This is a genomic window from Tomitella fengzijianii (assembly GCF_007559025.1).
Classification (GTDB): Bacteria; Actinomycetota; Actinomycetes; order Mycobacteriales; family Mycobacteriaceae; genus Tomitella; species Tomitella fengzijianii.
In genome coordinates, this window is sequence record NZ_CP041765.1 from 2,798,966 (window position 1) to 2,825,133 (window position 26,168).

Genomic DNA, 26,168 nt, shown 5'->3' on the forward strand with positions numbered 1-26,168 from the left:
CGGTCACCGCAGGCGCGCCAGCAGCTCCTCGGCGTCGGCGGCGATGCGCCGGATCACGTCGTGGGCCGGCTCCGCTGCGGCCACCAGGCCGGCGGACTGGCCCGCGTTGACCACGCCGAGGTCGGGATCGTCCTTGTCGTACGACGCGGCCAGGTCCGCGTCGGAGACCTCCGGACGGCCCGACCACCGCCGGGTGAAGTCGTTGACGATCACGCGCGCGCCCCACCGCGTGGGCCACGGCTGGCTGCGGGCACGGTCGAAGACGTCCGTGTAGACGGTGTCGGTGCCGCCCGCCGACACCACCCGCCGCCGGGAGTATTCGGGGCCGTCCGCCTCCGGGCTCGCCAGCAGCGCGGTGCCCACCAGCCCGCCGACGGCCCCCGCCGCCAGCACCGCCGCAAGCCCCCTGCCGGAGCCGATCCCGCCGGCGACCACCACGGGCAGGTCGGTCGCCTCGAGCACCATCTGCATCAGCGGCAGGGTGGCCACGTGACCGGTGTGGCCACCGGCCTCGCCGCCCTGGGCCACGACGAAGTCGACCCCCGCGGACTCGACCACGCGCAGGTCTTCCAGAGAATTGATCTGGGAGCACACCAGCGCGCCCGCGTCGTGCGCCCGCCGCACATACGGCTCAGGGTCGCCGAACGACAGCGACACCAGGTCCGGCCGCTGTTCCAGCGCCGCGCCCAGCAGCGTGTCGTCCGCGTCCAGCGACCAGGTCATCAACCCGATCCCGAGCCGTCCGCCGCCGCGCTCGCGCGCCACCGCCGACTCCTCGGCGATCCATTCCGCCGTGGTGTAGCGCGCGGCCCCGAGCATGCCGATACCGCCCGCGCGGCTCACCTCGCCCGCGAGCCTGCCGCCCGCGCGCCCGCCCATCGGCGCGCCCACGAGAGGCAGCGTCAGCCCGAGCCGCTCGGTCAGCCACGTCGAGATCACTGGATGCTCCTCACCGGATCGGTATCACTTCTTGGGCTTGTCCCCGGTCTCGCTCGACAGCGCCGCGACGAAGGCCTCCTGCGGAATCTCTACGCGCCCGATCGTCTTCATCCGCTTCTTGCCCTCCTTCTGCTTCTCGAGCAGCTTGCGCTTGCGGGAGATGTCGCCGCCATAGCATTTGGCCAGGACGTCCTTGCGGATGGCGCGGATGTTCTCGCGGGCGATGATCCGCGAGCCGATCGCCGCCTGGATGGGCACCTCGAACTGCTGGCGCGGGATCAGCTCCTTGAGCCGCAGGGCCATCTTGTTGCCGTACGAATACGCGGAGTCCTTGTGGACGATGGCGCTGAATGCGTCCACGGCCTCACCCTGCAGCAGGATGTCCACCTTCACCAGGTCGGACGGCTGCTCGCCCGCCTCCTCGTAGTCGAGGCTGGCGTAGCCGCGCGTGCGCGATTTGAGAGAGTCGAAGAAGTCGAAGATGATCTCGGCCAGCGGCATGGTGTAGCGCAGCTCCACGCGCTCCTCGGACAGGTAGTCCATGCCGCCCAGATCGCCGCGCCGGCTTTGGCAGAGCTCCATGATGGAGCCGATGAACTCGCTGGGCGCGATGACGGTGACCTTCACGATGGGCTCGTAGACCGCGCGGAGCTTGCCCTCCGGCCAGAACGACGGGTTGGTCACCTCCAGCTCCGTGCCGTCCTCCTGCTCGACCCGGTAGATGACGTTGGGCGCGGTGGAGATGAGGTTCAGGTTGAACTCGCGCTCCAGGCGTTCGCGGGTGATCTCCATGTGCAGCAGGCCCAGGAATCCGCAGCGGAAGCCGAACCCCAGCGCCACCGACGTCTCCGGCTCGTAGCTGAGCGCGGCATCGTTGAGGCGGAGCTTGTCCAACGCGTCACGCAGCACCGGATAGTCGGATCCGTCCACCGGGTAGAGGCCGGAGTAGACCATCGGCTGCGGTTCGCGGTAGCCGGTCAGCGGCGCGGCGGCGCCGCCGCGCGCGGTCGTCACCGTGTCGCCCACCTTCGACTGGCGCACGTCCTTGACACCGGTGATCAGGTAGCCGACCTCGCCGACGCCCAGGCCCGCGGTGGGCTTGGCCTCCGGCGAGACGATGCCCACCTCCAGCAGGTCGTGGGTGGTGCCGCTGGACATCATCTCGATCTTCACCCGCGGTTCGATCCGGCCGTCGACCACGCGCACGTAGGTCACCACACCCCGGTAGGCGTCGTAGACGGAGTCGAAGATCAACGCGCGCGCCGGCCCGTCCGGGTCGCCCTGCGGGGCCGGTACACGCTCGCAGACGCGGTCGATCAGTTCGGCCACGCCCTCGCCGGTCTTGCCGGAGACCCGCAGCACGTCGGCCGGATCGCAGCCGATGATCCTGCCGATCTCCTCCGCGTACCGGTCCGGGTCCGCCGCGGGCAGGTCGATCTTGTTGAGCACCGGGATGATCTCGAGGTCCTTCTCCATGGCCAGGTACAGGTTGGCCAGCGTCTGCGCCTCGATGCCCTGTGCGGCGTCCACCAGCAGCACGGCGCCCTCGCACGCCTCCAGCGCACGGGAGACCTCGTAGGTGAAGTCGACGTGTCCCGGCGTGTCGATCAGGTGCAGGACGCGACGGCTGCCCTCGAACTCCCCGCCGGTCACCGTCCACGGCAACCGCACGTTCTGCGCCTTGATCGTGATGCCGCGCTCACGCTCGATGTCCATCTTGTCCAGGTACTGCGCGCGCATCAGGCGTTCCTCGACCACCCCGGTGAGCTGCAGCATCCGGTCCGCCAGCGTCGACTTGCCGTGGTCGATGTGCGCGATGATGCAGAAGTTCCGGATCATCGACGGATCCGTGAACGTCGTCTCGGCAAAGTTGCTGGTCAAGCGTTGTTCCTTCGTCTCATTCGTCTCCAGGGCGGTCGACGGCGGCCGACGGCAGGGACTCCGTCACCACCGGACACCGCGTCGACGACCCGGGGCCGGGCATGCTCGCCTCCAGTGTGACACCTGCGAGGTTCACCGGGACTACCGGTCGATTATGCTGGACGCAGGTGGAACCACCCGGCATCGCACACGCCGGGCCCGACGGCCTGGCCACCGCCCGCGGTTTGGGCGCGCCGCACCCCGCTGGTATTCTCGAACACTGGCGTAGGCGCGTGCCCACTGCAGGGTGCGCTTCTGCCGTCGACAGACGTCCCGGCCGGTCCCCTCCGCGGAGGCCCCGGCCAGCAAGCAACCCCAGGTCGGCCCCGCCGGTCGGCCGCAGCACAGCCAAGACAGAGGTAATCACGCGTGGCCAACATCAAGTCCCAGAAAAAGCGGATCCTGACGAACGAGCGCGACCGTCGCCGCAACCAGTCGGTGAAGACGTCGCTGCGCACCGCGATCCGCAAGTTCCGCGGAGCGGTGGATGCCGGCGACAAGGATTCCGCACAGTCGCTGCTCATCAGCACCAGCCGTGACCTGGACAAAGCCGCCGCCAAGGGCGTCATCCATCGCAACCAGGCCGCCAACAAGAAGGCAGCCATGGCGAAGGCCACCAACAAGCTCGGAGCCTGATCGCCCGCTGTCGACGGACAGGCGACCCGCAGCATTCACATCGAGGGCCATCCCGCAGCGCGGGATGGCCCTCGATGTGCGCGGTGCCGGGGTCGGTACCCGACCGCCTCGGCTCAGCCGGCGCGCAGCGCGCAGACCCGCAGCACGGCCCGTTCCAAAGCGTAGTCCGGCTCCGGCGAACCGCCTTTGACATCGCCGTTCAGCGTGGCGACCACTTGCAGCGCGCGCCCGATCGTCTCCGGCCGCCACCCGCGCAGCTGCGCCTGCGCCTTCTTGACCTTCCACGGCGGCATCCCGAGCGACCCGGCCAGCGAGTACGGGTCTCCCCGCCCGGCCGCCCCCACGCGGGCGATGGTGTTGACCGCGTCGGCCAATGCGTCCGCCAGCGGCACGTGTGCGGTCCCCCGCTGCAGGGCCCACCGCAGCGCCTCCAGCGCCGCGGCCCGGTCCCCCGCGACGGCCTTGTCCGCCACGTCGAACCCGCTCACCTCGGCCCGTCCGGCGTAGTACTTGCGCACGGCGGCGGCATCCACCTTGCCGCCGGTGTCCGCCACCAGCTGCGAGCACGCCGACGCCAACTCCCGCAGGTCCGAGCCGACCGCGGCGAGCACGGCCTCCACCACCTCCGGCGCGGCGCGCACGCCTGCCGCCCGGAACTCGCCGCGGACGAACTCGCCGCGCTGCTGCGGTTTGAGCTTGGCGCAGTCGTGCACCTGCGCGCCGGCTTTCTTGAGTGCAGGGACCATCGACTTGGCGCGCCCCCCGCCGGAGTGCACGACCACCAGGTGCACGCCTTCCGGCAGATCCGCAGCCGTGTCCGCGACCAGCTTGGCAGGCTCCTTTCCCGCCTCACCCGCCGCGTCGAGGACGATGACGCGGTCTTCCGCGAACAGCGACGGGCTCAGCATCTCCGCCAGCTCGTTGACCGCGACCTCGCCGGCGCGAAGGCGGGTGGCCTGGAGGTTCTGCCCCTCCTGCGATGCCGCGCGGACCGCGGCGAGCACGCCGTTCACCGCACGCTCGATCAGCAGGTCCTCGTCGCCGAGCACCAGGTGCAGGGCGGCCGGGTCGCCGGGGCCGCCCGACGAGCCGCCGGGGGCGGGGCGGGAATCCGGTGCAAGGTCGGAATCGGCTGTAGTACGGGCCCGTGTGGTCACGGCACAATGCTGCCACGGCGCTCCGACAGCCGGGCGGGCCGCCGACAGCGGTGCGGGGCCGGCGCAGCGCAGCTCCACCCGCGCAGCTCCACCCGCGCAGCTCCACCCGCGCAGCTCCACCCGCGCAGCTCCACCCGCGCAGCTCCACCCGCGCAGCTCCACCCGCGCAGCTCCACCCTCGCAGCCACGACCGACCGTCACCCGAATCCCGTCCAGTGCGCCGGAAGCCACACCGCCTCCGCCGCCACCGTGGCCATCACCGCGCACCACCGGAACCTGCGGCTGGCGTACCACCCGCAGACGCCGACGATCGCCGCCGCGGTCAGCACCGCGCCCGCAGCGCCGTCGGGCACCGCGATCCGCGCCCACGGCAGCCCCGCACACCACTCGGCGACGTGGACCAACCACCACGCCGGCGGCCCCGCGCTGGCGACCACCAGCTCCGCGGCCCACGGCCACACGCCTGCGAGCGCCGCCGCGACGGCGCCGACGACCGTCGCCGGCGCCACGGCCGGCGCCGCCAACACGTTCGCGAGAACGGCCACGGTGCTGACCCCGCCGGAGATCGCGGCCACCACGGGAATCGTGACCAAGTCGGCCACCGACGCCACCACCACCGCCTGCACGAGCACCGAAGGCCGGCCGCGCTCCCGCAGGCCGTCCACCCAGACCGGCGCGAGCACCACCAGCGCCGCAGTGGCTGCGACCGACATGGCGAATCCCGCGTCCACGGACAACGCCGGTTTCCAGGCCAGCAGCGCGAGCACCGCCGCACCGAGAGCCGGAAGCGCCTGCCTGCGCCGGCCGGTGACCAAGGCGAGCAGCCCGATCAACCCCATCACCGCAGCGCGCAGAACACTGGGCGACGGCCGGACGAGCACCACGAACCCCACCACCGCCAGAGCGGTGAGCACCGCCGCGGGCCGCGGCCCCAGCGGGCGCACCACGAGCAGCACGAGCCCGCAGACCAACGCGAAGTTGCTGCCGGATACGGCTGTGAGGTGGGTGAGCCCGGCCGCCGTGAACTGTTGATCCGTCTGCGGAGGCATACCCGACACATCGCCGAGCACGAGACCGCGCACCAGGCCCGCCTCGCGCGCTCCGAGGACGCGGGCGCAGAGTGCGGCGAACCGGGATCGCACGCCGCTCGCAACCCGCTGCAGGAGCGAGGGATCGCTCACGGTGTTCGGAGAGCCGCGGGCGCGGATCGCCGCCACGGTGAGGTCCCGGCGGTCCGGCGCCGCCGGCCTGCCGTAGAAGCCCACCTGCTGGCCGGGGAGCAGCCCGATCCAGCCGTCGGCCGGGGCGAACACCACGACAGCGCCGGTGGCGGCGTGGTCGCGGCCCCCCGTGCGCAGCGTCCGCAGTTCCCCATGCACCAGGACGCGCGGCGATCCGCTGTGCCCCTGGCCGACTCCGCCTATCCGGCGGGGGTCGCCGTCGAGGCGCACCGTCATGTGGACCCACCGCCCGTACAGACCGGTGACCGGATTGGTCTCCACGGCGTGCGCGCGCACCGCCGTCGCCGCGGCGAACCCGCACGATGCGAGCAGGACCGCGGCGAGCGTGCCGGCCGCGGTCCTGCTGCACGCTCCCGGCCGCGCGCCGGCCCGCCACGCGACGACCGCCGCCGCCGCACCGCTTGCGCCCACGGCCAGCGCAACGCCCCACGCGGTCGCAGCGCCGCCCCACACCCCGGCGGCCGTCGCACACCACACCGCGCACGCGGCGGTCGCAAGGCGTGCATCCAGGCGCCGAAGAATCTGCTCCCCGGTTCCATCCACGCCGCCGGCGGCCGGCGGTCCGGTCACACGGTCACCGCATCGCGCAACCTCTCCAGCGTCGCGGGGCCTATCCCCCGCACCTCGGTCAGTTGATCGACCGACGAGAACCGGCCGTTCTGCGCACGCCACTGGAGGATCGACTCCGCCGTCACCGGGCCGATTCCGGGCAACGCCTCCAGCGCAGTCTTGTCCGCCGCATTCAGGTCCACAGGCGTCCCCGTCGCGGCACCCGCCCCCGCCTCCGACGGCGCACCTACGGCGGGCCCGGCCGCGCCCGCGGAGATCGTTGCGCTACCGAGCCTCGGCGCACCGCCGTCGGTGGGAGCCACGCCCACCAGCACCTGGTCGCCGTCATCGAGCCGCTGCGCGAGGTTGAGGCTCAGGAGATCGGCGCCGTCCGTCGGCCCTCCCGCGGCGCTCAACGCATCCGCCACGCGGGCGCCACGCTCCAGCCGGACCAGGCCGCTGCGCTGCACGAGCCCCTGCACCGAGACGACGATCTCCTCAGGGGCGGCGGCCGCCCGCTCCCCGGCCGGAGCGGTCCTGTCCGGCACGGGCGCGGCGGCCCCGGACGACGGTTCGGCCCCGGCCGGCGGAGTCCCAGCCGGCTCCTCTGTGCGCCCGCCTTCCGGACCTGCGCCGCTTTCCCCCGGACCCGTGCCCTCGAGCGCCACCGTCGCCGCCTGGACCTCGGGTACCCGCACTTCCGCCGGATGGTCCCGCAGCACGCCCACACCGGCCGCGACCGCCGCGAGCAGCCCCACGGCGGCGAGCACCGCTGCGCCGCGGCTGCTCACCGCGAACCGGGTGCCGCGCCAGCGCTCCGGCAGGCGTGCCGACACCCGCCCCCGCAGAGATTCCCGCGCATCGGCGGCCACGCGGTTGCGCACGAGGGCCTGCTGTTGTTCCGGAGCATTCGGATCGAAGCAGCGGCTCGCGCCGCCGGGGCCGTCCAGGACCGGGTCCTCGTGGCCGTCCTGGTCGCCGCCCCACCCACCACCGCTCGCACCCGCCCCACCGTCGGCGTCGCGGAGCCGCTGATCCTCTAGCTCCTCGCCGTGGAGCTCCTCGCCGGGGATTCCTTGGTCTCGCAGCCACGCCGGCCGGGGCACGGGCCCGCCCGCCGCCGGGCGTCCCGAGGTGACACCGGCCAGTCGGTCCATGGACGGCTGTGACGAGGTGGTGGTACGCATGTCCCGACGCTAAGCAGCGCTTCCGCGCGCCCGGACCGACCAGCCGGGTCACCGCCTGGGGATTTGCAGATTCCTGTGGACAATCAGCGCCTGTGGAGAACGCCCGGCCGCAGGATCATCGACCGTCGGCGCCCACCGCGGTCAGCACCGACACCCCCGCGGCCCCCGCCCCCAGGTGCAGCCCCAGCACCGGGCCGAACTCGCCCCGGTGCACCGTCACCTCATCGCCGAGCCGTTCGCGCAGCAACTGCTCCAGCGTCTCCGCACGGTCGGGCGCCTCCCAATGCTGCACTGCCAGCTCGGCCCGAACCCCGTCCGGCTGCGCGTCCAGCTCGGCCACCACGTGGTCGACGAGCTTGCGCATGCCCTTGCTGGGGATGCGCAGCTTGTCCCGCAGTTCGAGCGTGCCGCCGCCGATGCGCAACAGCACGCGCACCGACAGCGCGGAGGAGACGAACATCGCGGCACCGCCGACCCGGCCGCCCTTGCGCAGGTCGTCGAGCCGGTGGATGTAGACCACGCCGAACGCGCGTGCACATGCCGCCGCCGCCGTGTCATACACCTCGTCCAGCGAAGCGCCTCCTGCCGCCGCGCGCACCGCCTCGAGCACGGGCATTCCCACCGTCATCCCGGCTCCGCCGGAGTCGACCACCCGCACGCGCGGGCCTACCCGGTGCGCGGCCTGCCGGGCCGCATCCCATGTTCCGGACAGCGCCTTGGACAGGTGCACCGCAACGACGCCGTCGCCGCCGCTCGCGTCGAGCGCCTCCGCGTAGACCTGCTCCAGCTCGCCGGGCGAGGGCCCGGCGGAGGTGTAATCGTCGGACTTCGGCGCACGGGGCGGCACGTCGTCGACGCCCTCGCGATAGTCCTCCGCCCCCACGAGCACGTGCAGCGGGACGATGCGGAGGCCGGACGCGCCGGCGAGCTCGCCGCGCAGGCCGGCCGTCGAATCGGTCACGACGATCACTGGCACGGATCTACCGTATGCCCTCGGACATCGGCGCATCGGCGACCGGCACGATCCGACCGAGAGTGCCGAGCATCGCCTCGGCCACCGCGCTGTGCCCCTCGAAACCCCAGTGGATGCCGTCGGGGTTGCCGCGGCCTGCCAGCACGTGTTCGCCGGTCGCCGCGCCCAGGTCCACCAACGGGACGCCGTGCTGTCCGGCCCACCCCTCGATGGCGCGCACGGTCCCGTCCCGCCCCGCGTGCACCCGGCCGTACGCGTCGCAGATGTGCCGCGACGGAAGGGTCGCGACCACGGGAAGCCCGGGGCGCAGGTGCTGCAGCGCGCCGCGGCACTTCTCCAGATAGTGCGATGTCAGCTGCGGAGGCAGGGCCAGCGGACGGCCCAGGCGCGCCAGCCTCGGCTGCAGCACCTGGTACCCCGCGCGCACGGCGCGGCGCACCGGTTCGGGCCGCAGGTAGCGGATCTGTTCGCGCAGCGCCGTCGGCAGCGGCGAGGGCAGCGAATCCATTCCCGAGACGCCGAACACCACCGCCCCGGCGTGGGGCACCGCCGCCCACACCCGCGGGTCCTGAGTCAGCGCCCACCATGCGTCACGGGTGGTCCACCCGACGCGGGCGACCAGTTCGACCCGCCACCCCAGCCGCTCGGCCACCAGGTTGGGCCAGATGCGCGGGTCGTCGGCGGCGAGTCCGCCACGCGGACCGTAGTAGGACAGCGAGTCCGCGAGGACGAGCAGCACCGGCCGGTCGTCCCGCCCGCTCGCCGCCGTCGACAGCGTCTCAACCGACAATGCCATCACCGCTCCCCGCATCCGCGTTCCACACGTTCAGCCGCCACTGCGGCGACGACCGACCCATCCGCGAGCCCAGCTCGGCCCAGCCGGTGTTCCCGATGCCGCCGATCACCGGCCACCGGTCCACCGGCAGCCCCAGCAGCGCCGCGGTCACCGCGGCGATCACGCCGCCGTGCGCCACCACCAGCAGGGGCCGGTCGGCCCACGTGCCGCGGCGGTCCATCCGGGTGACGAACTCCTCGACCACCGGCACGGCACGCGCCGCAACCTGGACCCGCGACTCACCGCCGGGCGGTGCCCAGGTGGCGTCGGCGCGCCAATGATCCCGGGCGCCCGGGTGGACGGCGTCCACCTCGTAGTGCGTACGCCCCTGCCATTCCCCCAGGTGGGTCTCGCGCAGCCGGGGATCGGTCTGCACGGCCACACCCGTCGCCGCCCCCACCGCGAGCGCGGTGTCGTAGGCGCGGTGCAGGTCCGACGAGACGATGGCGTGCGGGTGCATCCCGGCGAACGCCGCGCCGGCCGCGCGCGCCTGGCGTTCGCCCAGTTCCGACAGCGACGTGTCCAGCTGGCCCTGCATGCGGCTCTCGGCGTTGTGCTCGGTCTGGCCGTGACGCAGCAGGACCACCCTGCGCCCTGTCACCTGGCCGACTCCACCTGCCCGGCCGTGCCGTCGAAGGGCACCTCGGGGCAGTCCTTCCACAGCTTCTCCAACGCGTAGTACTCGCGCTCGTCGTCGTGCTGGATGTGCACCACCATGTCGACGTAGTCGAGCAGCGCCCAGCGGCCCTCGCGCACGCCCTCGCGGCGGGCCGGCCGGTGCCCGGCCTCGCGCAGCTTCTCCTCGACGTTGTCCACGATCGCGGCGACGAGCCGCTCGTTGGGCGCCGACGCGATCACGAAGCAGTCGGTGATGACGAGACGCTCGGAGACGTCCAGGATGCGCACGTCGGTGGCCTTCTTGTCCGCGGCGGCGGACGCGGCGACCCGCGCCATCGAGGCGGCCTCGGCGGTAGCTGTCACGAGTGGTTCTCCCCTGTGTCGGCGGTGGTGTGCGGCCCGGCAAGGCGCGGTGCCGAGGTGCGGGCGGTGCCGTCGGCGCGGACGGCGTGTGCGGGACGGTACAGGTTGCGCTTGGCGATGTACTGCACGACGCCGTCCGGCACGAGGTACCAGACGGGCCGGGACCGCGCCGCACGCTCCCGGCACTCCGTCGAGGATATCGCCAAAGCCGGGACCTCGACCACGCTGACCGTGTCCTCGGGGCGCCCGCGCAGGATCTCCTCGAGCGGACCCACGTCGAGGTCGTAGCCGGGGCGCGTAACGCCGACGAACTTCGCCAGCTCGAACAGCTCCTCCCAGCGCTGCCAGGTCAGGATCGTCGAGATCGCGTCCGCCCCGGTGATGAAGTACATGTCCGCGTCGCCGTGCTGGGCACGCAGGTCGCGGAGCGTGTCGACGGTGAACGTGGTCCCCGGCCGGTCGATGTCCACGCGGCTGACCGAGAAGCGGGGATTCGACGCGGTGGCGATGACCGTCATCAGGTAACGGTCCTCCGGCTGGCTGACCCGGCGCGACGCCTTCTGCCAGGGGTTGCCGGTGGGCACGAAGACGACCTCGTCGAGGTCGAACAGGTCCGCCACCTCGCTGGCCGCCACCAGGTGGCCGTGATGGATCGGGTCGAACGTGCCGCCCATGACGCCCAGCCGCCGCCTGCGTCCGCCGGGTGAGGATTCCATGGATGACGAGCTTACGGCCTGCTAGATCGGCAGCAACCGTGAGATCACCCCGGTGAGCTGCTCGGCGGTCCGGCACTCGTACATCGGCACGACGGTTCCGTACGCGGTGGCGACGGAATCGCCCGTGCCCCACTGGGCCGCCGGCTCTGGGTTAAGCCAGTGCGTCTGCCGCGCCGCGTGGCTCATCCGCTGCAACGCGGCCAGGTTGGGGTCGCGGTAGTTGGTACGGGCGTCGCCGAGGATCAGCAGCGAGGACTTGTCGGTGAGCGCGTGCGCGTGGTTCTCGGCGAATCCGCCCAGCGCGTTGCCGTAATCGGAGTGCCCGTCGTATGTGATCAGCCGTGCCTCACGCACCATCCGCGACATCGCGACGCCCAGGTCGGAACCGGCCTCGAAGTACGTGCTGACCTCGTCGGTGGTGTCGATGAACGCAAAGATCCGCACGCGTGAGAACTGCTCGCGCAGGGTGTGCACCAGCTGCAGGGTGAAGTGGCTGAAGCCGGCCACGGAGCCGGAGACGTCGCAGAGCACCACCAGCTCGGGGCGCGCGGGCCGCGGCTTGCGCAGCACCAGGTCGATGGGCACGCCACCGGTGCTCATCGACTTGCGCAGCGTGCGGCGCACGTCGATCTCGCCGCGGCGTGAGCGGCGCCGGCGGGCGGCCAGCCGGGTCGCCAGGGCGCGCGCCAGCGGCACCATCGTCTTGCGCAACGCCTGCAGGTCCGCGTCCGAGGCGCGCAGGAAGTCCACCTGCTCCGCCAGCTGCGGCACCCCGTACTGCGCCACGCGGTCGCGCCCGAGCTTCTCGGCGCTGCGCCGGCGCGTCTCGGTCTGCACCATCCGGCGCAGCCGGCCCATCCGCTCGAGCGCGGTCCGCAGCGCCACCTCGTTCCGGTGCACTTCGCGGTGGCCGGGTTCCTCCGCCGACGGCCCGAGCATGCCGTCGAGAAGCCGGCGCAGGATGTTGTCGCCGGAGAGTCCCCGCATGGCCTGATAGGCGGAGAAGGATTCGCCCGAGTAGCCCTCGTAGCGCCCGAGCCTGTCGACGATGTCCGCCACCAGCCGGTCCAGCCGATCGCGTCCGTCCGCGCTCTCGTCAGCGAGCAGGTCCGCCAGCAGGTCCTCGAGCGCCTGCCCGTCGAGGTTCCCGTCCTCGTCCACGGGCAGTTCGCCTGGCTGCGCCCCGCCCTCCCCGTCGGCCGATGCGTCGGCGCCGTCCGGCCCGTCCCGGCGTGCTCCGATCCCGGACGGGAACCACAGGTCGAACAGCACGTCGAAGATGTCGCGGTGCACGGGCCGCCGCAGCAACGCGCTGGCCAGGCCCTCGCGCACGGCCTCACGGTCCAGCGGGTCGAGCACGGCGAGCACCCGCCCGGCGTCCACCGTCTCCGACGTGCCCACCGCGATGCCCCTGCCGCGCAGCGCGCCGACGAACCCCACCAGGTGCCCCGGGATCCCGTGGGGCGCGAGCGGGCCGGACGGCGGCCGCCGTCGCGGGTTTCGTGGGTTCGTCATGGCGTCTCGCCGGCCTCTCGGTCAGTGCGTCCGTGAGTTCAGTTCAGCCGGAGCTCGGCGGCGGCCCGTTCCTGGTCGCTCCGGTGCTTGAGGATCACCCCGAGGGTGGCGCGGACCGCGTCGTCGTCGACGGTGTCGAGTCCCAGCGCCAGCAGCGTGCGGCCCCAGTCGATCGTCTCGGAGACCGACGGCACCTTCTTGAGCTGCATGTCGCGTAGCACCCGGATGGTGCGGACCAGCTGCTCGGCGAGTACCTCGGGGAGTTCGGGCACCCGGCTGAGCAGGATCCGGCGTTCGAGCTCCTCTTCGGGGAAGTCCAGGTGCAGGAACAGGCAGCGCCGCTTGAGCGCCTCCGACAACTCGCGGGTGGCGTTGCTGGTGAGCACCGTGAACGGCCTGGCCTCCGCGGTGATGGTGCCCAGCTCGGGGATCGTGATCGCGAAGTCGGCGAGAACCTCCAGCAGCAGTCCCTCGATCTCGACGTCGGCCTTGTCGGTCTCATCGATCAGGAGCACCGTCGGCTCCTCGGCGCGGATCGCGGTGAGCAGCGGCCGCGAGAGCAGGAACTCCTCGCCGAAGACGTCGTCGCGCGTCGCGTCCCAGGCCTCCGACTCCCCCGCCTGGATCCGGAGGATCTGCTTGGCGTGGTTCCACTCGTACAGCGCCCGGGCCTCGTCCACGCCCTCGTAACACTGCAACCGCACCAGCTGCGAGTCCGTGGTCTGCGCGACCGCACGCGCCAGCTCCGTCTTGCCGACGCCCGCGGGCCCCTCGATGAGCAGCGGCTTGCCGAGCCTGTCGGCGAGGAACACCGTGGTGGCGGTGGCCTTGTCCGCCAGATAGCCGGTATCGGCCAGTCGGTCGACGACGTCGTCGACGCTGTCGAAGCGGGGTTTGATGGCGGGTGCTGCGCGGTCCACGCGGACGCCTTTCTCGTTGCTGGTCTCTGCCGCCTGCTCAGGCCGGGCGGGTGTGGCCGTCGCCCCACACGATCCACTTGGTGGAGGTGAGCTCCGGCAGTCCCATCGGGCCGCGGGCGTGCAGCTTCTGCGTGGAGATCCCGATCTCCGCCCCCATGCCGAACTGCTCGCCGTCGGTGAACGCGGTCGACGCGTTCACCATGACGGCGGCGGCGTCCACGCGTCCGGTGAATTCGCGGGCCGCGGCCAGGTCGGCGGTGACGATCGACTCGGTGTGCCCGGTGCCGAAGCGGTCGATGTGGTCGACGGCCTCGTCCATGCCGTCGACGACCTTGACCGCGACGTCCAGGGAAAGGTACTCGGCGGACCAGTCCTCGTCGGTGGCCGGGATCATGCCCGGCCCGTCGCCGTGGACCGTGACGCTGTGCATCTGGAGGGTCTGCGTGAGCTGCGGGAGGAAATCGTCGGCGATCGCGCGGTCCACCAGCACCGTCTCCACCGTGTTGCACACGCTGGGGCGCCGGGTCTTGGCATTGACGATGATCTTCTCCGCCATCTCCGTGTCGGCGGCGGAGTGCACGTAGATGTGCACCACGCCCGAGCCGGTCTCGATGGTCGGCACCCGCGCGTCGCGCACCACGGCGGCGATCAGCCCGGCGCCGCCGCGCGGGATGACCACGTCGACCAGCCCCCGCGCCTGGATGAGATGCAGCACGCTCGAGCGGTCCTCCGCGGGGAGCAGCTGGACCGCGTCGGCGGGCAGTCCCCTCGCGTCCAGCGCCTCCCGGATGATCCCGACGAGCACCGCGTTGGAGTTCCTGGCCGACGAGGAGCCGCGCAGCAGTACCGCGTTGCCGGACTTGAAGGTGAGGCCGAAGCCGTCGACGGTGACGTTGGGGCGGGCCTCATAGACGATGCCGACGACGCCCAGCGGCACCCGCACCTGGCGCAAATCCAGGCCGTTGGGCAGCGTGCTCCCGCGCACCACCTCCCCCACCGGGTCGGGCAGGGCCGCCACCTGACGCAAACCGGACGCGATGCCCGCGATGCGGTCCGTATCGAGGCGGAGCCGGTCGATCAGGCTCGACTCGGTGCCCGCGGCCTCCGCCGCGGCGATGTCCTCGGCGTTGGCCGCGAGGATGCGGTCCGCCCCGTCCTCCACCGCCTTCGCCGCCGCGGCCAGCGCGGCGTTCTTGTCCGCGGCGGACAACAGCGCCAGTGTCCGGGACGCCGCCCGGGCCGCACGGGCGGCGGCGTGCACGGCCTCGCGCATCGGGTCCGGAGCCCCGCCGCCGTCCTGTGCAGTGCCGTCCTCCGCGACCGGAGTGCTGATGCTCATACGCTCCAGGGTAGCGAACCCCGTCGCGGCCTCAGCGGCGCTCGACCTCCAGGGTGAATCCGTGCGCGCGCAGGCGCTCGGCCAGCGGCTCGCCGATCCCGGTCGCGGGAGTCAGGACTCCGGCCGACTCGGGCGCCCCGGCCCGGTCCAGTGCCAGCGCCAGGGCGCTCTCGCCGAGCATCACGGCGGTGGCCGCGTACCCCGGGTCGCCGTGCGCCGCGACGCGCGATCGGTAGTGCGCCCCGGCGGTGGTCGTCGCATGGACGTCGACTGCGAAGCGCCCGTTGGCCCGCGCCTTCTCGCCGGGGCCGTCGCCGGGCGCCGGAAGCACGCGGTCGAGGAGCTTGCGGGTGGGCCCGAAGCCGAGCCCCGCGACGAGACCGCCCATGCCCGCCGTGAGCGCGGCCGCGGGCACCAGCGACAGCGGCGACGAGCCCACGGCCATGACCTCCCGGTACCGGAAACCGCGGCCGTACGCGTGGCCCAGGAGCGCGGCGGAACGCCGCACCACCCGGGTGTTGTAGGGACCCATGAAGAACGGGGCGAGGAAGCCGCCGAGACCCGGCGCCACGTCGGACCCGCGCACGATCGACGAATCGGACTGGCGGCCCAGGTCGGGTTCCGCAGTGCGGTCGGGGCTGAGCGAGTAGGGGCTCAGCCCGGTCCTGCGCGCCGCCTTGTCCTTCTTCATCGCGTCGATCTGCATGCGCAGCGAATCGACGGTGCCGCCGCTGATGCCTCCGCGCAGGTCGGACACCACCAGGGTCGTGTCCGTCAGCTCCCCGGCGCCGTCCTCGGCGACCTTGCGGTACAGGCGGTACACGCCGAGGTCCGACGGCACCGAGTCGAATCCGCACGAGTGCACGATCCGCGCACCGGTGCGCACGGCAGTCTCGTGGTAGCGGTCGATGCTCTCGCGGTGGAACAGCACCTCGCCGGTGAGGTCCACGTAGTCGGTCCCGGCCTCCGCGCAGGCGCGGACCAGCGGGAGGCCGTAGCGGGCGTAGGGGCCGACGGTGCTGATCACCACCCGCGCCGACCGCGCCAGGGCGTCGAGGGAGGCGTCGTCGGCGGCGTCCGCGATGAGGATCGGCCAGCCCGCCGCGCCCGGGCCCAGGCCGTTCCGGATCTCCTCGAGCCTGCCCCGATCGCGTCCGGCGAGTCCCATCCGCACGCCCGCGGGCGCATGCTGGGCCAGGTGCCCGGCCACGAGCCGCCCCACGAAGCCCGTGGCCCCGTAGACCACGACGTCGAGATCGCGGGACTGTGCTGCCTGCGCTGCCGCACCGGTTTCCGGACGCGGATCGCTGTCATTGCTCATCCGTCCATGACAGCACACCCGCGGCCGATGGTCGACAACGTCGCACCGGATTCCGCAGGCGGCCCGTGCGCCGCCGCCGATGCGTGCGGGCGGACTCCGCGCGCCTGTGGAGAACCCGCCATCGCGTGCCGGATCCGTCGGTCCGGCAAGGCACCATGGTGCCCATGGGGATCACTGGACCGACCGGATCGGACGCTGCTGCCGTGGACCACGACGACGACGACGACGGAGTTGCCGCCGCCGCGGCCGCACCGGAACGCGCCGCGTTGCGCACGAGGGCCGACGAGCTGCTCGCGGACCTCGCGGGTCCCGGCGCGCGGCTGCGGGACGACCAGTGGACCGCCATCGAAGCCCTGGTGGTCGACCGGCGGCGCGCGCTGGTGGTCCAGCGCACCGGTTGGGGCAAGTCCGCCGTGTACTTCATCGCGGCGAAGCTGCTGCGCGAGGCCGGCCGCGGCCCCACGGTGATCGTCTCGCCACTGCTCGCCCTCATGCGCAACCAGGTGGCCGCCGCCGAGCGCGCGAGCGTGCGCGCGGCCACGATCAACTCCGGCAACATCACCGAGTGGGACGGGATCCACGAGCAGGTCCGCGCCGGCGGGGTCGACGTCCTTCTGGTCAGTCCGGAACGGCTCAACAACCCCGACTTCCGCGAGAACGTCCTCCCGCACCTCGCGAAGGACGCGGGGCTGGTGGTGGTGGACGAGGCGCATTGCGTGTCCGACTGGGGCCATGACTTCCGCCCGGACTACCGCCGCATTCGCACACTCGTCGCCGATCTGGGCCGCGACACCCCCGTGCTGGCGACCACCGCCACGGCCAACGACCGCGTGGTGGCCGATGTCGCGGCGCAGCTCGGCGTGGGCGCCGCGGCGGACGGCGCAGCGGACGAGGACTCCACGCTGGTGCTGCGCGGCGGACTCGACCGCGCGTCGCTGCACCTGTCGGTGATCCGCGTCGCGGACTCCCGCGACCGCGCCGCATGGCTCGCCCAGAACCTCGGATCGCTGCCCGGCTCCGGAATCGTCTACGCCCTGACGGTCTCGGCGGCCGAGGACCTCGCCGCCGTGCTCGCCGAGCAGGGCCACACCGTGGCGGCGTACACGGGCCGCACCGACCCCGCCGAACGGGAAACCCTGGAGGCGGACCTGCTGGAGAACCGGGTCAAGTGCCTCGTCGCCACCTCCGCCCTGGGCATGGGCTTCGACAAGCCGGACCTGGGTTTCGTCGTGCACGTCGGCGCGCCGTCCTCGCCCATCTCCTACTACCAGCAGGTGGGCCGTGCCGGCCGCGCGACGGACCGCGCCGAGGTGGTGCTGCTCCCCGGCCCCGAGGACGCGCAGATCTGGCGCTACTTCGCTTCCGTGTCGTTCCCCGACGAGCAGACGGTGCGCGCGGTGATCGGCGCGCTGGGCGAGGCCCCGATATCCACCCCGGCGCTGGAGTCCCGCGTGGACCTGGGGCGCAACCGCCTGGAGATGGTGCTCAAGGTGCTCGACGTGGACGGGGCGGTGCGCCGCGTCCGCGGCGGCTGGGTCGCCACCGGCCAGGAGTGGGTGTACGACACCGAGCGGTACGCGGGTCTGGCCCGGGCGCGGAGCGAAGAGCAGCAGGCGATGCTGGACTACGAGCGCACCGCCGAGTGCCGCATGCGGTTCCTGCGCGCCCAGCTGGACGATCCGCTGCTGGCCGCGGAGACCGACGGCTGCGGCCGCTGCGACAACTGCACCGGCGACGCCCGCGACGCCGCGGTCGATCAGGCCGCCGCCCGCTCCGCCCGCGACCGCCTCGACAGGCCCGGAGTGGATATCGCCGCACGCCGGCAATGGCCCACCGGCCTGCCTCGGCTGGGAATGGAGCTCAAGGGCCGGATCGACGACGGTCCCGCCGTGGGCCGCGCGGTCGGTAGGCTGACGGACCTCGGCTGGGGGACCCGCCTGCGTTCGCTTCTCGCCGAGCCGGACGCGCCGGCGCCTCCGTGGCTCATCGACGGCTTCGTCGAGGTGCTCAAGTCCTGGCGGTGGGAGGTGCGCCCGGACTCGATCGCCGCCCTGCACTCGGAAACCCACCCACAGCTTGTCGAGTCCGTCGCGCGGAGCCTCGCATCGATCGGCCGCCTCGGGCTGCTCCCCTCGGTCTCCCGCCCGCAGGATCTGCCGCCGGTGACCGCAGCCAACTCGGCCTTCCGGGTGGCCCAGATCGGCCAGCGGTTCACCGTCCCGCAGCCGCCCCCGCCCGGGTCCACCATCCTTCTCGTCACCGACCTGGTTGAGACGGGCTGGACGGTCACGATGGCGGCCCGGGCCGTGCGCGGGGCGGGTGCGCACGCAGTGCTTCCTCTGGCGCTCGCCACCCGTTCCTGAGCGTCAGCTGAGCCTGCTATGCAATCCTCGAGTGACGTTCCTCACACCGGCACGCTGACCTGCAATAGGCCGGACAAATCGGGCCCCGATTCTCCGGTGAAGGCGATTTTGCTGGTCAGCGTTGTTAACCTGGATGTTGCATGAGGCTCCCAGAACACGAAGTACCCCGTCAGAAAACCTCCACCGAGGCACCCTCTGCGGATGCTGTCGAATTCCGCGCGCCGCGCGTTCCGGACGGCATCAGGCTGTGGGAGATCGCCCGCGATTCGGCCGTGCTGGATCTCAACTCCAGCTACGCCTACGTCCTCTGGTGTCGCGACTTCGCGCGCACCTCCATCGTCGCCGTCGTCGACGGGCGGGTGCACGGTTTCGTCACCGGCTACCGGCGCCAGGACCGCCCGGACACGCTCATGGTGTGGCAGGTGGCCACGGACGAATCCCAGCGCGGCAAGGGCGTCGCGGGCCGCATGCTCTCCGGACTTCTCGACAGGCTGGCGCCGGAGGGCGTCACCCGGCTGGAGACCACCATCAGCCCCGACAACACCGCATCCCAGGCGCTGTTCACGGGCGTCGCCCGGCGCCGCGGAGTGGGCATCCGGCGGGAGGACCTGTTCCCCGCCGACGCGTTCCCGGACAGCCACGAGCCGGAGGACCTCTACATCATCGGGGACCCGGCCGACGCCCCTTAGCCCCCCACGCCGCGCCGACGCTTGCGCGTGCAGCCGGACCACGCACCGCAGACGGGGCACCGGACGGCACTCAGAGCACGCCAACGATTCCGGCTACGAGATTGACTGCGGTATCCGCTATCACTGAATGAGGTAATCGAAATGACTGTGATCGACAAGATCGACACCGACATCTTCGCCAAACGCGAATCCGAGGTCCGCAGCTACAGCCGTGGCTGGCCGACGGTCTTCGACACCGCCAAGGGCAGCTGGATGCGCGGCGAGGACGGCCGCGAGTACCTGGACTTCTTCGCCGGCGCGGGCACGCTGAACTACGGGCACAACAACCCGGTGTTCAAGCAGGCCCTCCTCGACTACATCGAGCGCGACGGCGTCACCCACGCACTCGACATGGGCACCGTCGCCAAGCGCGCGTTCCTCGAGTCGATCGACCGGAACCTGCTCGAGCCGCGCGGACTCGACTACAAGGTCATGTTCCCCGGCCCCACCGGCACCAACGCGGTCGAGGCCGCGCTCAAGCTGGCACGCAAGGTGACCGGGCGCGAGTCCGTCGTCAGCTTCACCAACGCCTTCCACGGCATGACGCTGGGCTCGCTGTCGGTCACCGGCAACTCGATGAAGCGCAACGGCGCCGGCATCCCGCTGGTGCACGCCACGCCGATGCCGTTCGACAACTACTTCGGCGGCGTCGCCGAGGACTTCCAGTGGTTCTCCCGCGTCCTCGACGACTCCGGATCCGGCCTCAACAAGCCGGCCGCAGTCATCGTCGAGACGGTGCAGGGCGAGGGCGGCATCAACGTCGCGCGCCCCGAGTGGCTCCGTGCGCTCTCGGAGCTGTGCGCAGAGCGTGACATCCTCCTGATCGTCGACGACGTGCAGATGGGCTGCGGCCGCACCGGCCAGTTCTTCTCCTTCGAGGCCGCCGGGATCACCCCGGACATCGTCACCCTCTCGAAGTCCATCGGCGGCTACGGCCTGCCGCTGGCTCTGACCATGTTCAAGTCGGAGCTCGACGTGTGGACCCCGGGCGAGCACAACGGCACCTTCCGCGGCAACAACCCCGCGTTCGTGACCGCCACCGCCGCGCTGGACAATTACTGGGCGGACGACGCGTTCGAGAAGGAGACCCTGCGCAAGGGCACGCTGGTCCGCGAGGGTCTCGACACCATCGCCGACTCCTACCCCGGCGTCTCCACCCGCGGCCGCGGCCTCGTCCAGGCCCTGGCGTTCGAGCAGGCCGAGAACGCCTCGCAGGTGTGCGCGGCGGCATTCGAGTCCGGGCTGCTGCTCGAAACCTCCGGGCCGGAGAGCGAGGTGGTCAAGCTGCTGCCGCCGCTGACCACCACCGACGACGAGTTCCGCCAGGGGCTGTCGATCATCGCCGAATCCGTGGCCAAGGTCATGGCCTGACCGACTTTTCCCGCAGGGCACGGGCCCCGCATGGCGCACGGCGCTGGCGGGGCCCGGGTTTTGTGATTACCCGCTATCCCCGCAGAGCAGAAAGGCAGAGCGACATGATCGTCCGCACCACAGCCGAGATCAGCGGCACCGACCGCGAGGTCCGCCCCGAGAACGACAACTGGGTGAGCAAGCGCATCATCCTCGGCGGCGACAAGGTGGGCTTCTCGTTCCACGAGACCACGATCAAGGCCGGCACCGAGAACTTCTTCCACTACGCCAACCACGTCGAGGCCGTCTGGCTCGTCGAGGGCGAGGGCGAGCTGGTGGACCTCGACAACGACAAGACCTACCCGCTGGCCGACGGGACGATGTACCTGCTCAACGGGCACGAGCGCCACAAGGTGATCGCCAAGACGCAGCTGCGCATGCTCTGCGTCTTCAACCCGCCCGTGGTGGGCACCGAGGTGCACGACGAGAACGGCGTCTACCCGCTCGTCGAGGTCGAGGACTGAGCGACCCCCGCATAGCGGAAGCGCCGGCCCCGGTGGAGAGTGTTCCACCGGGGCCGGCGCCGTCTCGTCCACGGGCGTCAGCGTCCCGCGCCGCGGGGACCGACGATCGTCACACCCACTGGACGAGCTGGACGATGAGCCCGTTGGGGTCCCGGTACTGCACGTACCGCTCGCCCCACGGCTCGGTCTCCGGCGGCGTGACCACGTCGATCCCGGCGTCCACGAGCCGGCGATGCCGCGCGTCGAGATCGTCCACCACCATCGCCAGCAGCAGCCCCTCCCCCGCGCTGCCGGCCCGCTCCGACGGCCGGAACGTCGGCAGCCCGGTGCGCAGGAACACGACGTTCGAGCCACCGTCCGGGTGCCGCAGCGAGACGAAGCCGTCGTCCTGCATCTCCGTGACGTATCCGAAGTGGCCCGACAGGAAGGCGGCGGACGCCGCCGGATCCGGCACGTTGAGCGAGATCGCGAAGGCGCTGATCCCGCAGTTCCCCGACGCCGCCGTGGGCGTCCCCTCCCCTGAAGTCGATGATCCAGCCATCATGCCCCTTTCCCGTATGTTGTACGTTGTATACCGTACAACGTACGGAAACCGCTCGAGGACGGCAACCGTCCTTCATCGCAGGAGGTGCGGACGATGAGCACCATCGCTCTACTGTGGCGCCACGAACGGCCGCTCCCGCCCCGACCGGGTCGGCCGCCGAGCATCACCGTCGACGGTATCGTCGACGCCGGCATCGCCGAGGCCGATGCCGCGGGGCTGACCGGCCTGTCCGTGCGCGGTGTCGCCCAAAGACTGGGCGTCGGCACGATGACCCTGTACGGACACGTCGAAAGCAGGGCGCAGCTCCTGGAGCTCATGATCGATCAGTGTCGACTTCGGATGGCCTTCAGACCACTGACCGGCGATCCGCGGCGGATGCTCGCGCAAGTGGCGGCCGAGAACCTCGTCCTGCTCGGGCAGCACCAGTGGCTGGCGGCCGTGGAGACCGAGCGCGCCGTCCTCGGCCCCGGGACCCTGGGCAAATACGAGCGCGAGCTCGCCGCCGTCGAGCCTCTGCCGCTCTGCGACGTGGACAAAGACCAGGCGTTGGCGCTCGTCCTCGGCTTCGTCGCCCACTCCGCCCGGGCGACTGCGAACGCGCGAGCCGAGCGGGAGCAGGAGTCTCCCGAACAGTGGTGGCGCCGTGAGGGCGCGGAACTCGCGGAGCTGGGCGTCGCCGAGCGCTTCCCGCTCGGCCACCGGATCGGCGGCGCGGCCGGCGCGGCATCCGGTGCCGCCGCCGACGCCGAGGCCGCCTACGGCTTCGGCCTCGCCGTGATCCTCGACGGCATCGAGAGCCGGGCGACGAGCGTCGGGTGAACCGCGCCGCGCCGTCCGGCCCCTTTCCGGCCGCCCCTGTGCATCCGGCTTAGAGCGGCACCAGGTCGTCGGCGTGGACCACCGCGTGCCGCAGGTCCTCGGGCAGCTCCCCGGTGCTGTGCCCGATCATGTGCGGAAGCTCGGAGGAGTCGTAGGACACCACGCCGCGCGCCACGGCGACGGCGTCCGGGCCCTGCAGCACCACCACGTCGCCCTCGGAGAAGTGACCGCTCACCCCGGTGATGCCCGCCGCCAGCAGCGAGCTGCGGCGGTGCGACACCGCGCGCACGGCGCCGGCGTCGAGGTGCAGCGCCCCCGAGGTGTCCGCGGCGTGCCGCACCCAGAACCGGCGGGCTGACATGCGCTGCGGGCGGGCGGCGAACACGGTGCCCACCGTTCCGCCGGCCAGCGCCTCGGCCGCCGACGACGCGGCGGCCAGCAGCACCGGCACTCCCCCGTCCGCGGCCAGCACCGCGGCCGACAACTTGGTGGCCATGCCCCCGGTGCCCAGCGTGCCGCCGGTGCCGGCGATCACCTCGTCCAGATCGTCGGGGCCGCGGACCTCGTCGATGAACCGGGCGTCGCCCTTGCGCGGGTCGGAGTCGTAGAGCCCGTCGACGTCGGAGAGCAGGATCAGGGCGTCGGCGCTCACCAGATGCGCCACCAGCGCCGCCAGGCGGTCGTTGTCACCGAACTTGATCTCGCTGGTGGCGACGGTGTCGTTCTCGTTGACCACCGCGATCGCGTGCAGCGTGCGCAGCCGGTCCAGCGTGCGCTGGGCGTTGCGGTGGGCGTCGCGGCGGGCGAAGTCGCCCGCCGTCAGCAGCACCTGCGCCACGGTGCGGTCGTGGCGGGCGAACGCCCGCTGCCACTCCCCTGCGAGCTCCAGTTGACCGACGGCCGCCGCGGCCTGTTTGGTGGCGAGGTCGCGGGGGCGGTGCCCCAGCCCCAGTGGCGCGATGCCGGCACTGACGGCGCCCGACGAGACGACGACGACGTCGGAGCCCGCATGCATGCGGGCTTCGATGGCCTCGGCCAGGACGCCCAACCGTGCGCCGTCGAGGCCGCCGTCGAGGCTCGTCAACGCGGAGGAGCCGATCTTGACCACGACCCGGCGGGCCGTGGCTATGACTTCACGGGTGCCCATGCCCTGCCGATCGGTCACTGCTCCTCCGGATCGATGCCCTCGAGCCCGCGGCGGACCCGGTGCGCGTGCTTGCGTTCGTGTGCGGATACGCGATCCGTCTGCTCGAGCCGCGCGTCGGTGCCGCGGCCGGTGAGCGGAACCTCGACACCGGCGGGCAGGGTGGGCTCCCATTCAAAGGTGACCGCGCCGATGGTGACCGCGTCGCCCGGCTCCGCGCCCAGCTTCTCGAGTTGCTCCTCGACGCCGAGGCGCGCGAGCCGGTCGGCCAGGTAACCTACGGCCTCGTCGTTGTCGAACGGGGTCTGCCGCACCCAGCGCTCGGGGCGCGCCCCCCGCACCACGAAGTCTCCGCGCGCGGAGTGGTCACGTTCCACGGTGAAGCCCGAATCGTCGCGCGCGACGGGGCGGATCACCGGTCGTGACGGCTCGGGCGGCGGGTTGTCCAGGCGGAACTTCTCCACCAGATCGGCAAGCGCGAAGGTGAGCGGCTTCAGGCCGTCGCGGCTCACCGCCGACACGGTGAACACGGGCCAGCCGCGGGAGGCGAACTCCTCGGTGACGAACTCGGCCAGTTCGGCGGCCTCCGGGACGTCCGCCTTGTTCAGCACCACGATCCGCGGCCGGTCCGCCAATCCCACGAGGCCGTTGTCCGCGGACAGAGCCGGCTGGTACGCCGCCAGCTCCGCCTCGAGCGCGTCGACGTCCGACACCGGGTCCCGGCCCGGCTCCAGCGTGGCGCAGTCGACCACGTGGGCGAGCACCGCGCACCGCTCGACATGCCGGAGGAAATCCAGGCCCAGGCCGCGGCCGTCGGATGCGCCGGGGATCAGCCCGGGGACGTCGGCCACCGTGAAGGTGGTCTCCCCCGCGGAGACCACGCCCAGGTTCGGCGCCAACGTGGTGAACGGGTAGTCGGCGATCTTCGGCTTGGCCGCCGACAGCACCGACACCAGCGACGATTTTCCTGCGGACGGGAAGCCGACCAGTCCCACGTCGGCCACCGACTTCATCTCCAGGACGAGTTCGCGCGTCTCGCCCTCCTCGCCGAGCAGGGCGAAGCCGGGCGCCTTGCGGGCCCGGGAGACCAGTGCGGCGTTGCCCAGGCCGCCCCTGCCGCCGCGGGCCGCCACCAGGCGCGTTCCCGCGCCCACGAGGTCCGCCAGCACCTCGCCGTCCTCGCCGAGGACGACCGTCCCGTCGGGGACCTTGAGCACCAGGTCGCCTCCCCGGGGCCCCTCCCGGTTCGAGCCCATGCCGGGCTTGCCGTTGGACGCCTTGGCGTGCGGGTGGAAGTGGAAGTCGAGCAGCGTGTGCACGCCCAGGTCGACTTCGAGGATCACCGAGCCGCCGTGACCGCCGTTGCCCCCGTCGGGCCCGCCGAGCGGCTTGAACTTCTCACGGTGCACCGACGAACAGCCGTGACCACCGCTTCCGGCGCTCACGTGCAGGACGACACGATCGACGAATCGGGACACAGCGTGTCCTCCTTCTCACTGGCGGGCCTGCGTGCCGCGGGATGTTATGGGGCGGGGATGTCCGGGCCGCCGGCCGCAGTGCCGGCACCGTCCGACGCCGTTCTATGAAAAGGCGACAGGGGCGGACGGGATGATCCCTGCCCGCCCCTGTCGCCGGAGCCTTGCGTGGTTGCTGCGGGCCGTCAGGCCTGCGGCAGCACGATATTGACCGTCTTGCGGCCGCGCTTGGCGCCGAACTCCACCGCGCCCGAGGACAGGGCGAACAGGGTGTCGTCCTTGCCGCGGCCGACGTTCACGCCGGGGTGGAACTTGGTGCCGCGCTGACGCACGAGGATCTCGCCGGCACTGACGGCCTGCCCACCGAAGCGCTTGACGCCGAGTCGCTGGGCGTTTGAATCGCGACCGTTCTTGGAACTGGACGCGCCCTTCTTGCTTGACATCTGAACCCTCCTGAAGGATCCGTACCGGCCCGGGCGGACCTAGTTGTTGATACCGGTGACCTTGAGGACGGTCAGCTTCTGACGGTGACCCTGACGCTTGTGGTAGCCGGTCTTGTTCTTGAACTTGTGGATGCGGATCTTCGGGCCCTTGGTGTGCTCGACGATCTCGCCGGTCACGGTGGCCTTGGCAAGCGCGGCCGCGTCGGTGGTCAGGGTCGCCCCGTCCACCACGAGCGCGACCGGGAGATCGACCGAAGCACCGGGCTCCGCCTCGATCTTCTCGACCTTGACGAGGTCACCAACGGCGACTTTGTACTGCTTGCCGCCAGTCTTGACGATCGCGTACATGGAGGGCTACCCCTTGCTAGTCGTAAAACATTCCCACCAGCCGCGGCACGCGGCTGCTCAACTCTGCTGCGGGACGGCGCGGCCTGTCACCGTCGTCTCCGGCGGCGACGGATCGCCACCGGCTGAAACCCCTGCGACATCCCGGAACATCGAAGTTCCGGGTTCCGGCCACGGGAGCGTCCCCGTCGCACGGTTCCGGAA

25 protein-coding genes are annotated in these 26,168 nt (G+C 71.9%); 6 read left to right on the top strand and 19 right to left on the bottom strand.

Going from position 1 to position 26,168, the window contains the following annotated elements; translation table 11 throughout:
• Positions 1-3: 3 nt before the first annotated feature.
• Both FO059_RS12765 and lepA read right to left on the bottom strand, forming a co-directional pair.
• A complete protein-coding gene (locus FO059_RS12765; protein ID WP_143909300.1) occupies positions 4-939 on the bottom strand; it encodes an NAD(P)H-dependent flavin oxidoreductase in 936 nt (311 codons plus the stop codon).
• Positions 940-963: 24 nt separating this feature from the next.
• Positions 964-2,778 carry a translation elongation factor 4 gene (lepA, locus tag FO059_RS12770; RefSeq protein ID WP_143910735.1) on the bottom strand — a complete coding sequence of 605 codons (1,815 nt, stop codon included), beginning with the start codon at positions 2,776-2,778 and terminating at the stop codon, positions 964-966.
• Between the two features lie 450 nt (positions 2,779-3,228).
• Here lepA and rpsT point away from each other — a divergent pair, with 450 nt between their 5' ends.
• The gene (rpsT, locus tag FO059_RS12775) at positions 3,229-3,495 is read left to right on the top strand and encodes a 30S ribosomal protein S20 (RefSeq protein ID WP_143909302.1); all 267 of its coding nucleotides are present in this window, start codon (positions 3,229-3,231) and stop codon (positions 3,493-3,495) included.
• Between the two features lie 113 nt (positions 3,496-3,608).
• Here rpsT and holA read toward each other — a convergent pair whose 3' ends face one another.
• From holA to FO059_RS12835, 12 genes are all read right to left on the bottom strand, one after another.
• Positions 3,609-4,553, bottom strand: a complete 945-nt coding sequence (holA, locus tag FO059_RS12780; protein ID WP_199257006.1) for a DNA polymerase III subunit delta — start codon at positions 4,551-4,553, stop codon at positions 3,609-3,611.
• A gap of 296 nt (positions 4,554-4,849) precedes the next feature.
• Complete coding sequence (locus tag FO059_RS12785) at positions 4,850-6,463, bottom strand: ComEC/Rec2 family competence protein (RefSeq protein WP_143909306.1); 1,614 nt, start codon at positions 6,461-6,463, stop codon at positions 4,850-4,852.
• On the bottom strand, positions 6,460-7,629 hold the full coding sequence (locus FO059_RS12790) for a helix-hairpin-helix domain-containing protein (RefSeq protein WP_233266720.1): 1,170 nt from the start codon (positions 7,627-7,629) through the stop codon (positions 6,460-6,462). The genes FO059_RS12785 and FO059_RS12790 overlap by 4 nt, the downstream gene beginning before the upstream one ends.
• A gap of 115 nt (positions 7,630-7,744) precedes the next feature.
• On the bottom strand, positions 7,745-8,605 hold the full coding sequence (locus FO059_RS12795; protein ID WP_143909308.1) for a DegV family protein: 861 nt from the start codon (positions 8,603-8,605) through the stop codon (positions 7,745-7,747).
• Positions 8,606-8,609: 4 nt separating this feature from the next.
• Positions 8,610-9,398, bottom strand: coding sequence for a diglucosylglycerate octanoyltransferase (octT, locus tag FO059_RS12800; protein WP_143909310.1), 789 nt, complete (start codon positions 9,396-9,398; stop codon positions 8,610-8,612).
• Positions 9,382-10,038 (bottom strand): histidine phosphatase family protein, encoded by a 657-nt coding sequence (locus FO059_RS12805; RefSeq protein WP_168226623.1) that lies wholly within the window; start codon positions 10,036-10,038, stop codon positions 9,382-9,384. Before FO059_RS12805 ends, octT begins: the two co-directional genes overlap by 17 nt.
• On the bottom strand, positions 10,035-10,418 hold the full coding sequence (gene rsfS / locus FO059_RS12810) for a ribosome silencing factor (protein ID WP_143909312.1): 384 nt from the start codon (positions 10,416-10,418) through the stop codon (positions 10,035-10,037). The genes FO059_RS12805 and rsfS overlap by 4 nt, the downstream gene beginning before the upstream one ends.
• Positions 10,415-11,134, bottom strand: coding sequence for a nicotinate-nucleotide adenylyltransferase (gene nadD / locus FO059_RS12815; protein WP_143909314.1), 720 nt, complete (start codon positions 11,132-11,134; stop codon positions 10,415-10,417). Before nadD ends, rsfS begins: the two co-directional genes overlap by 4 nt.
• 21 nt (positions 11,135-11,155) lie before the next feature.
• Entirely contained in the window at positions 11,156-12,649 is a 1,494-nt protein-coding gene (locus FO059_RS12820) for a vWA domain-containing protein (protein WP_143909316.1), read from the bottom strand.
• A gap of 38 nt (positions 12,650-12,687) precedes the next feature.
• Entirely contained in the window at positions 12,688-13,569 is an 882-nt protein-coding gene (locus tag FO059_RS12825; protein WP_143909318.1) for an AAA family ATPase, read from the bottom strand.
• A gap of 37 nt (positions 13,570-13,606) precedes the next feature.
• Positions 13,607-14,908, bottom strand: a complete 1,302-nt coding sequence (locus FO059_RS12830; protein WP_143909320.1) for a glutamate-5-semialdehyde dehydrogenase — start codon at positions 14,906-14,908, stop codon at positions 13,607-13,609.
• 31 nt (positions 14,909-14,939) lie between these two features.
• Positions 14,940-16,229, bottom strand: coding sequence for a saccharopine dehydrogenase family protein (locus tag FO059_RS12835; RefSeq protein ID WP_143909322.1), 1,290 nt, complete (start codon positions 16,227-16,229; stop codon positions 14,940-14,942).
• A gap of 164 nt (positions 16,230-16,393) precedes the next feature.
• On the opposite strand from FO059_RS12835, the gene FO059_RS12840 reads away from it, so the two are divergent.
• From FO059_RS12840 to FO059_RS12855, 4 genes are all read left to right on the top strand, one after another.
• Positions 16,394-18,592 carry a RecQ family ATP-dependent DNA helicase gene (locus tag FO059_RS12840; RefSeq protein ID WP_143909324.1) on the top strand — a complete coding sequence of 733 codons (2,199 nt, stop codon included), beginning with the start codon at positions 16,394-16,396 and terminating at the stop codon, positions 18,590-18,592.
• Positions 18,593-18,732: 140 nt separating this feature from the next.
• The gene (ectA, locus tag FO059_RS12845) at positions 18,733-19,281 is read left to right on the top strand and encodes a diaminobutyrate acetyltransferase (protein WP_143909326.1); all 549 of its coding nucleotides are present in this window, start codon (positions 18,733-18,735) and stop codon (positions 19,279-19,281) included.
• Between the two features lie 141 nt (positions 19,282-19,422).
• Entirely contained in the window at positions 19,423-20,691 is a 1,269-nt protein-coding gene (ectB, locus tag FO059_RS12850) for a diaminobutyrate--2-oxoglutarate transaminase (RefSeq protein ID WP_143909328.1), read from the top strand.
• A 104-nt stretch (positions 20,692-20,795) separates the two neighbouring features.
• Complete coding sequence (locus FO059_RS12855; protein WP_143909330.1) at positions 20,796-21,194, top strand: ectoine synthase; 399 nt, start codon at positions 20,796-20,798, stop codon at positions 21,192-21,194.
• A 109-nt stretch (positions 21,195-21,303) separates the two neighbouring features.
• Here FO059_RS12855 and FO059_RS12860 read toward each other — a convergent pair whose 3' ends face one another.
• Positions 21,304-21,735, bottom strand: a complete 432-nt coding sequence (locus FO059_RS12860; protein WP_143910738.1) for a VOC family protein — start codon at positions 21,733-21,735, stop codon at positions 21,304-21,306.
• 96 nt (positions 21,736-21,831) lie between these two features.
• On the opposite strand from FO059_RS12860, the gene FO059_RS12865 reads away from it, so the two are divergent.
• Positions 21,832-22,557: a TetR/AcrR family transcriptional regulator gene (locus FO059_RS12865; protein WP_143909332.1), complete on the top strand. Its 726-nt coding sequence runs from the start codon at positions 21,832-21,834 to the stop codon at positions 22,555-22,557.
• 49 nt (positions 22,558-22,606) lie between these two features.
• On the opposite strand, the gene proB is transcribed toward FO059_RS12865, so the two are convergent.
• The 4 genes from proB to rplU all read right to left on the bottom strand — a co-directional run bounded on the left by proB (position 22,607) and on the right by rplU (position 25,967).
• On the bottom strand, positions 22,607-23,704 hold the full coding sequence (gene proB, locus FO059_RS12870; RefSeq protein WP_143910739.1) for a glutamate 5-kinase: 1,098 nt from the start codon (positions 23,702-23,704) through the stop codon (positions 22,607-22,609).
• A 14-nt stretch (positions 23,705-23,718) separates the two neighbouring features.
• Positions 23,719-25,179, bottom strand: a complete 1,461-nt coding sequence (gene obgE, locus FO059_RS12875) for a GTPase ObgE (protein ID WP_143909334.1) — start codon at positions 25,177-25,179, stop codon at positions 23,719-23,721.
• 182 nt (positions 25,180-25,361) lie between these two features.
• Positions 25,362-25,619 (bottom strand): 50S ribosomal protein L27, encoded by a 258-nt coding sequence (gene rpmA / locus FO059_RS12880; protein ID WP_143909336.1) that lies wholly within the window; start codon positions 25,617-25,619, stop codon positions 25,362-25,364.
• Between the two features lie 39 nt (positions 25,620-25,658).
• Positions 25,659-25,967 carry a 50S ribosomal protein L21 gene (rplU, locus tag FO059_RS12885; protein WP_143909338.1) on the bottom strand — a complete coding sequence of 103 codons (309 nt, stop codon included), beginning with the start codon at positions 25,965-25,967 and terminating at the stop codon, positions 25,659-25,661.
• Positions 25,968-26,168: the final 201 nt, after the last annotated feature.

Bases quoted from the DNA above. Each gene is read 5' to 3' on its own strand.
- FO059_RS12820 (WP_143909316.1), bottom strand. From the start codon at position 12,649: ATGACGAACCCACGAAACCCGCGACGGCGGCCGCCGTCCGGCCCGCTC.
- rpmA (WP_143909336.1), bottom strand. From the start codon at position 25,619: ATGTCAAGCAAGAAGGGCGCGTCCAGTTCCAAGAACGGTCGCGATTCA.
- proB (WP_143910739.1), bottom strand. From the start codon at position 23,704: ATGGGCACCCGTGAAGTCATAGCCACGGCCCGCCGGGTCGTGGTCAAG.
- FO059_RS12835 (WP_143909322.1), bottom strand. From the start codon at position 16,229: ATGAGCAATGACAGCGATCCGCGTCCGGAAACCGGTGCGGCAGCGCAG.
- lepA (WP_143910735.1), bottom strand. From the start codon at position 2,778: ATGATCCGGAACTTCTGCATCATCGCGCACATCGACCACGGCAAGTCG.
- ectA (WP_143909326.1), top strand. From the start codon at position 18,733: ATGAGGCTCCCAGAACACGAAGTACCCCGTCAGAAAACCTCCACCGAG.
- rplU (WP_143909338.1), bottom strand. From the start codon at position 25,967: ATGTACGCGATCGTCAAGACTGGCGGCAAGCAGTACAAAGTCGCCGTT.
- octT (WP_143909310.1), bottom strand. From the start codon at position 9,398: ATGGCATTGTCGGTTGAGACGCTGTCGACGGCGGCGAGCGGGCGGGAC.
- FO059_RS12840 (WP_143909324.1), top strand. From the start codon at position 16,394: ATGGGGATCACTGGACCGACCGGATCGGACGCTGCTGCCGTGGACCAC.
- FO059_RS12830 (WP_143909320.1), bottom strand. From the start codon at position 14,908: ATGAGCATCAGCACTCCGGTCGCGGAGGACGGCACTGCACAGGACGGC.
- nadD (WP_143909314.1), bottom strand. From the start codon at position 11,134: ATGGAATCCTCACCCGGCGGACGCAGGCGGCGGCTGGGCGTCATGGGC.
- FO059_RS12865 (WP_143909332.1), top strand. From the start codon at position 21,832: ATGAGCACCATCGCTCTACTGTGGCGCCACGAACGGCCGCTCCCGCCC.
- ectB (WP_143909328.1), top strand. From the start codon at position 19,423: ATGACTGTGATCGACAAGATCGACACCGACATCTTCGCCAAACGCGAA.
- FO059_RS12790 (WP_233266720.1), bottom strand. From the start codon at position 7,629: ATGCGTACCACCACCTCGTCACAGCCGTCCATGGACCGACTGGCCGGT.
- FO059_RS12855 (WP_143909330.1), top strand. From the start codon at position 20,796: ATGATCGTCCGCACCACAGCCGAGATCAGCGGCACCGACCGCGAGGTC.
- FO059_RS12860 (WP_143910738.1), bottom strand. From the start codon at position 21,735: ATGGCTGGATCATCGACTTCAGGGGAGGGGACGCCCACGGCGGCGTCG.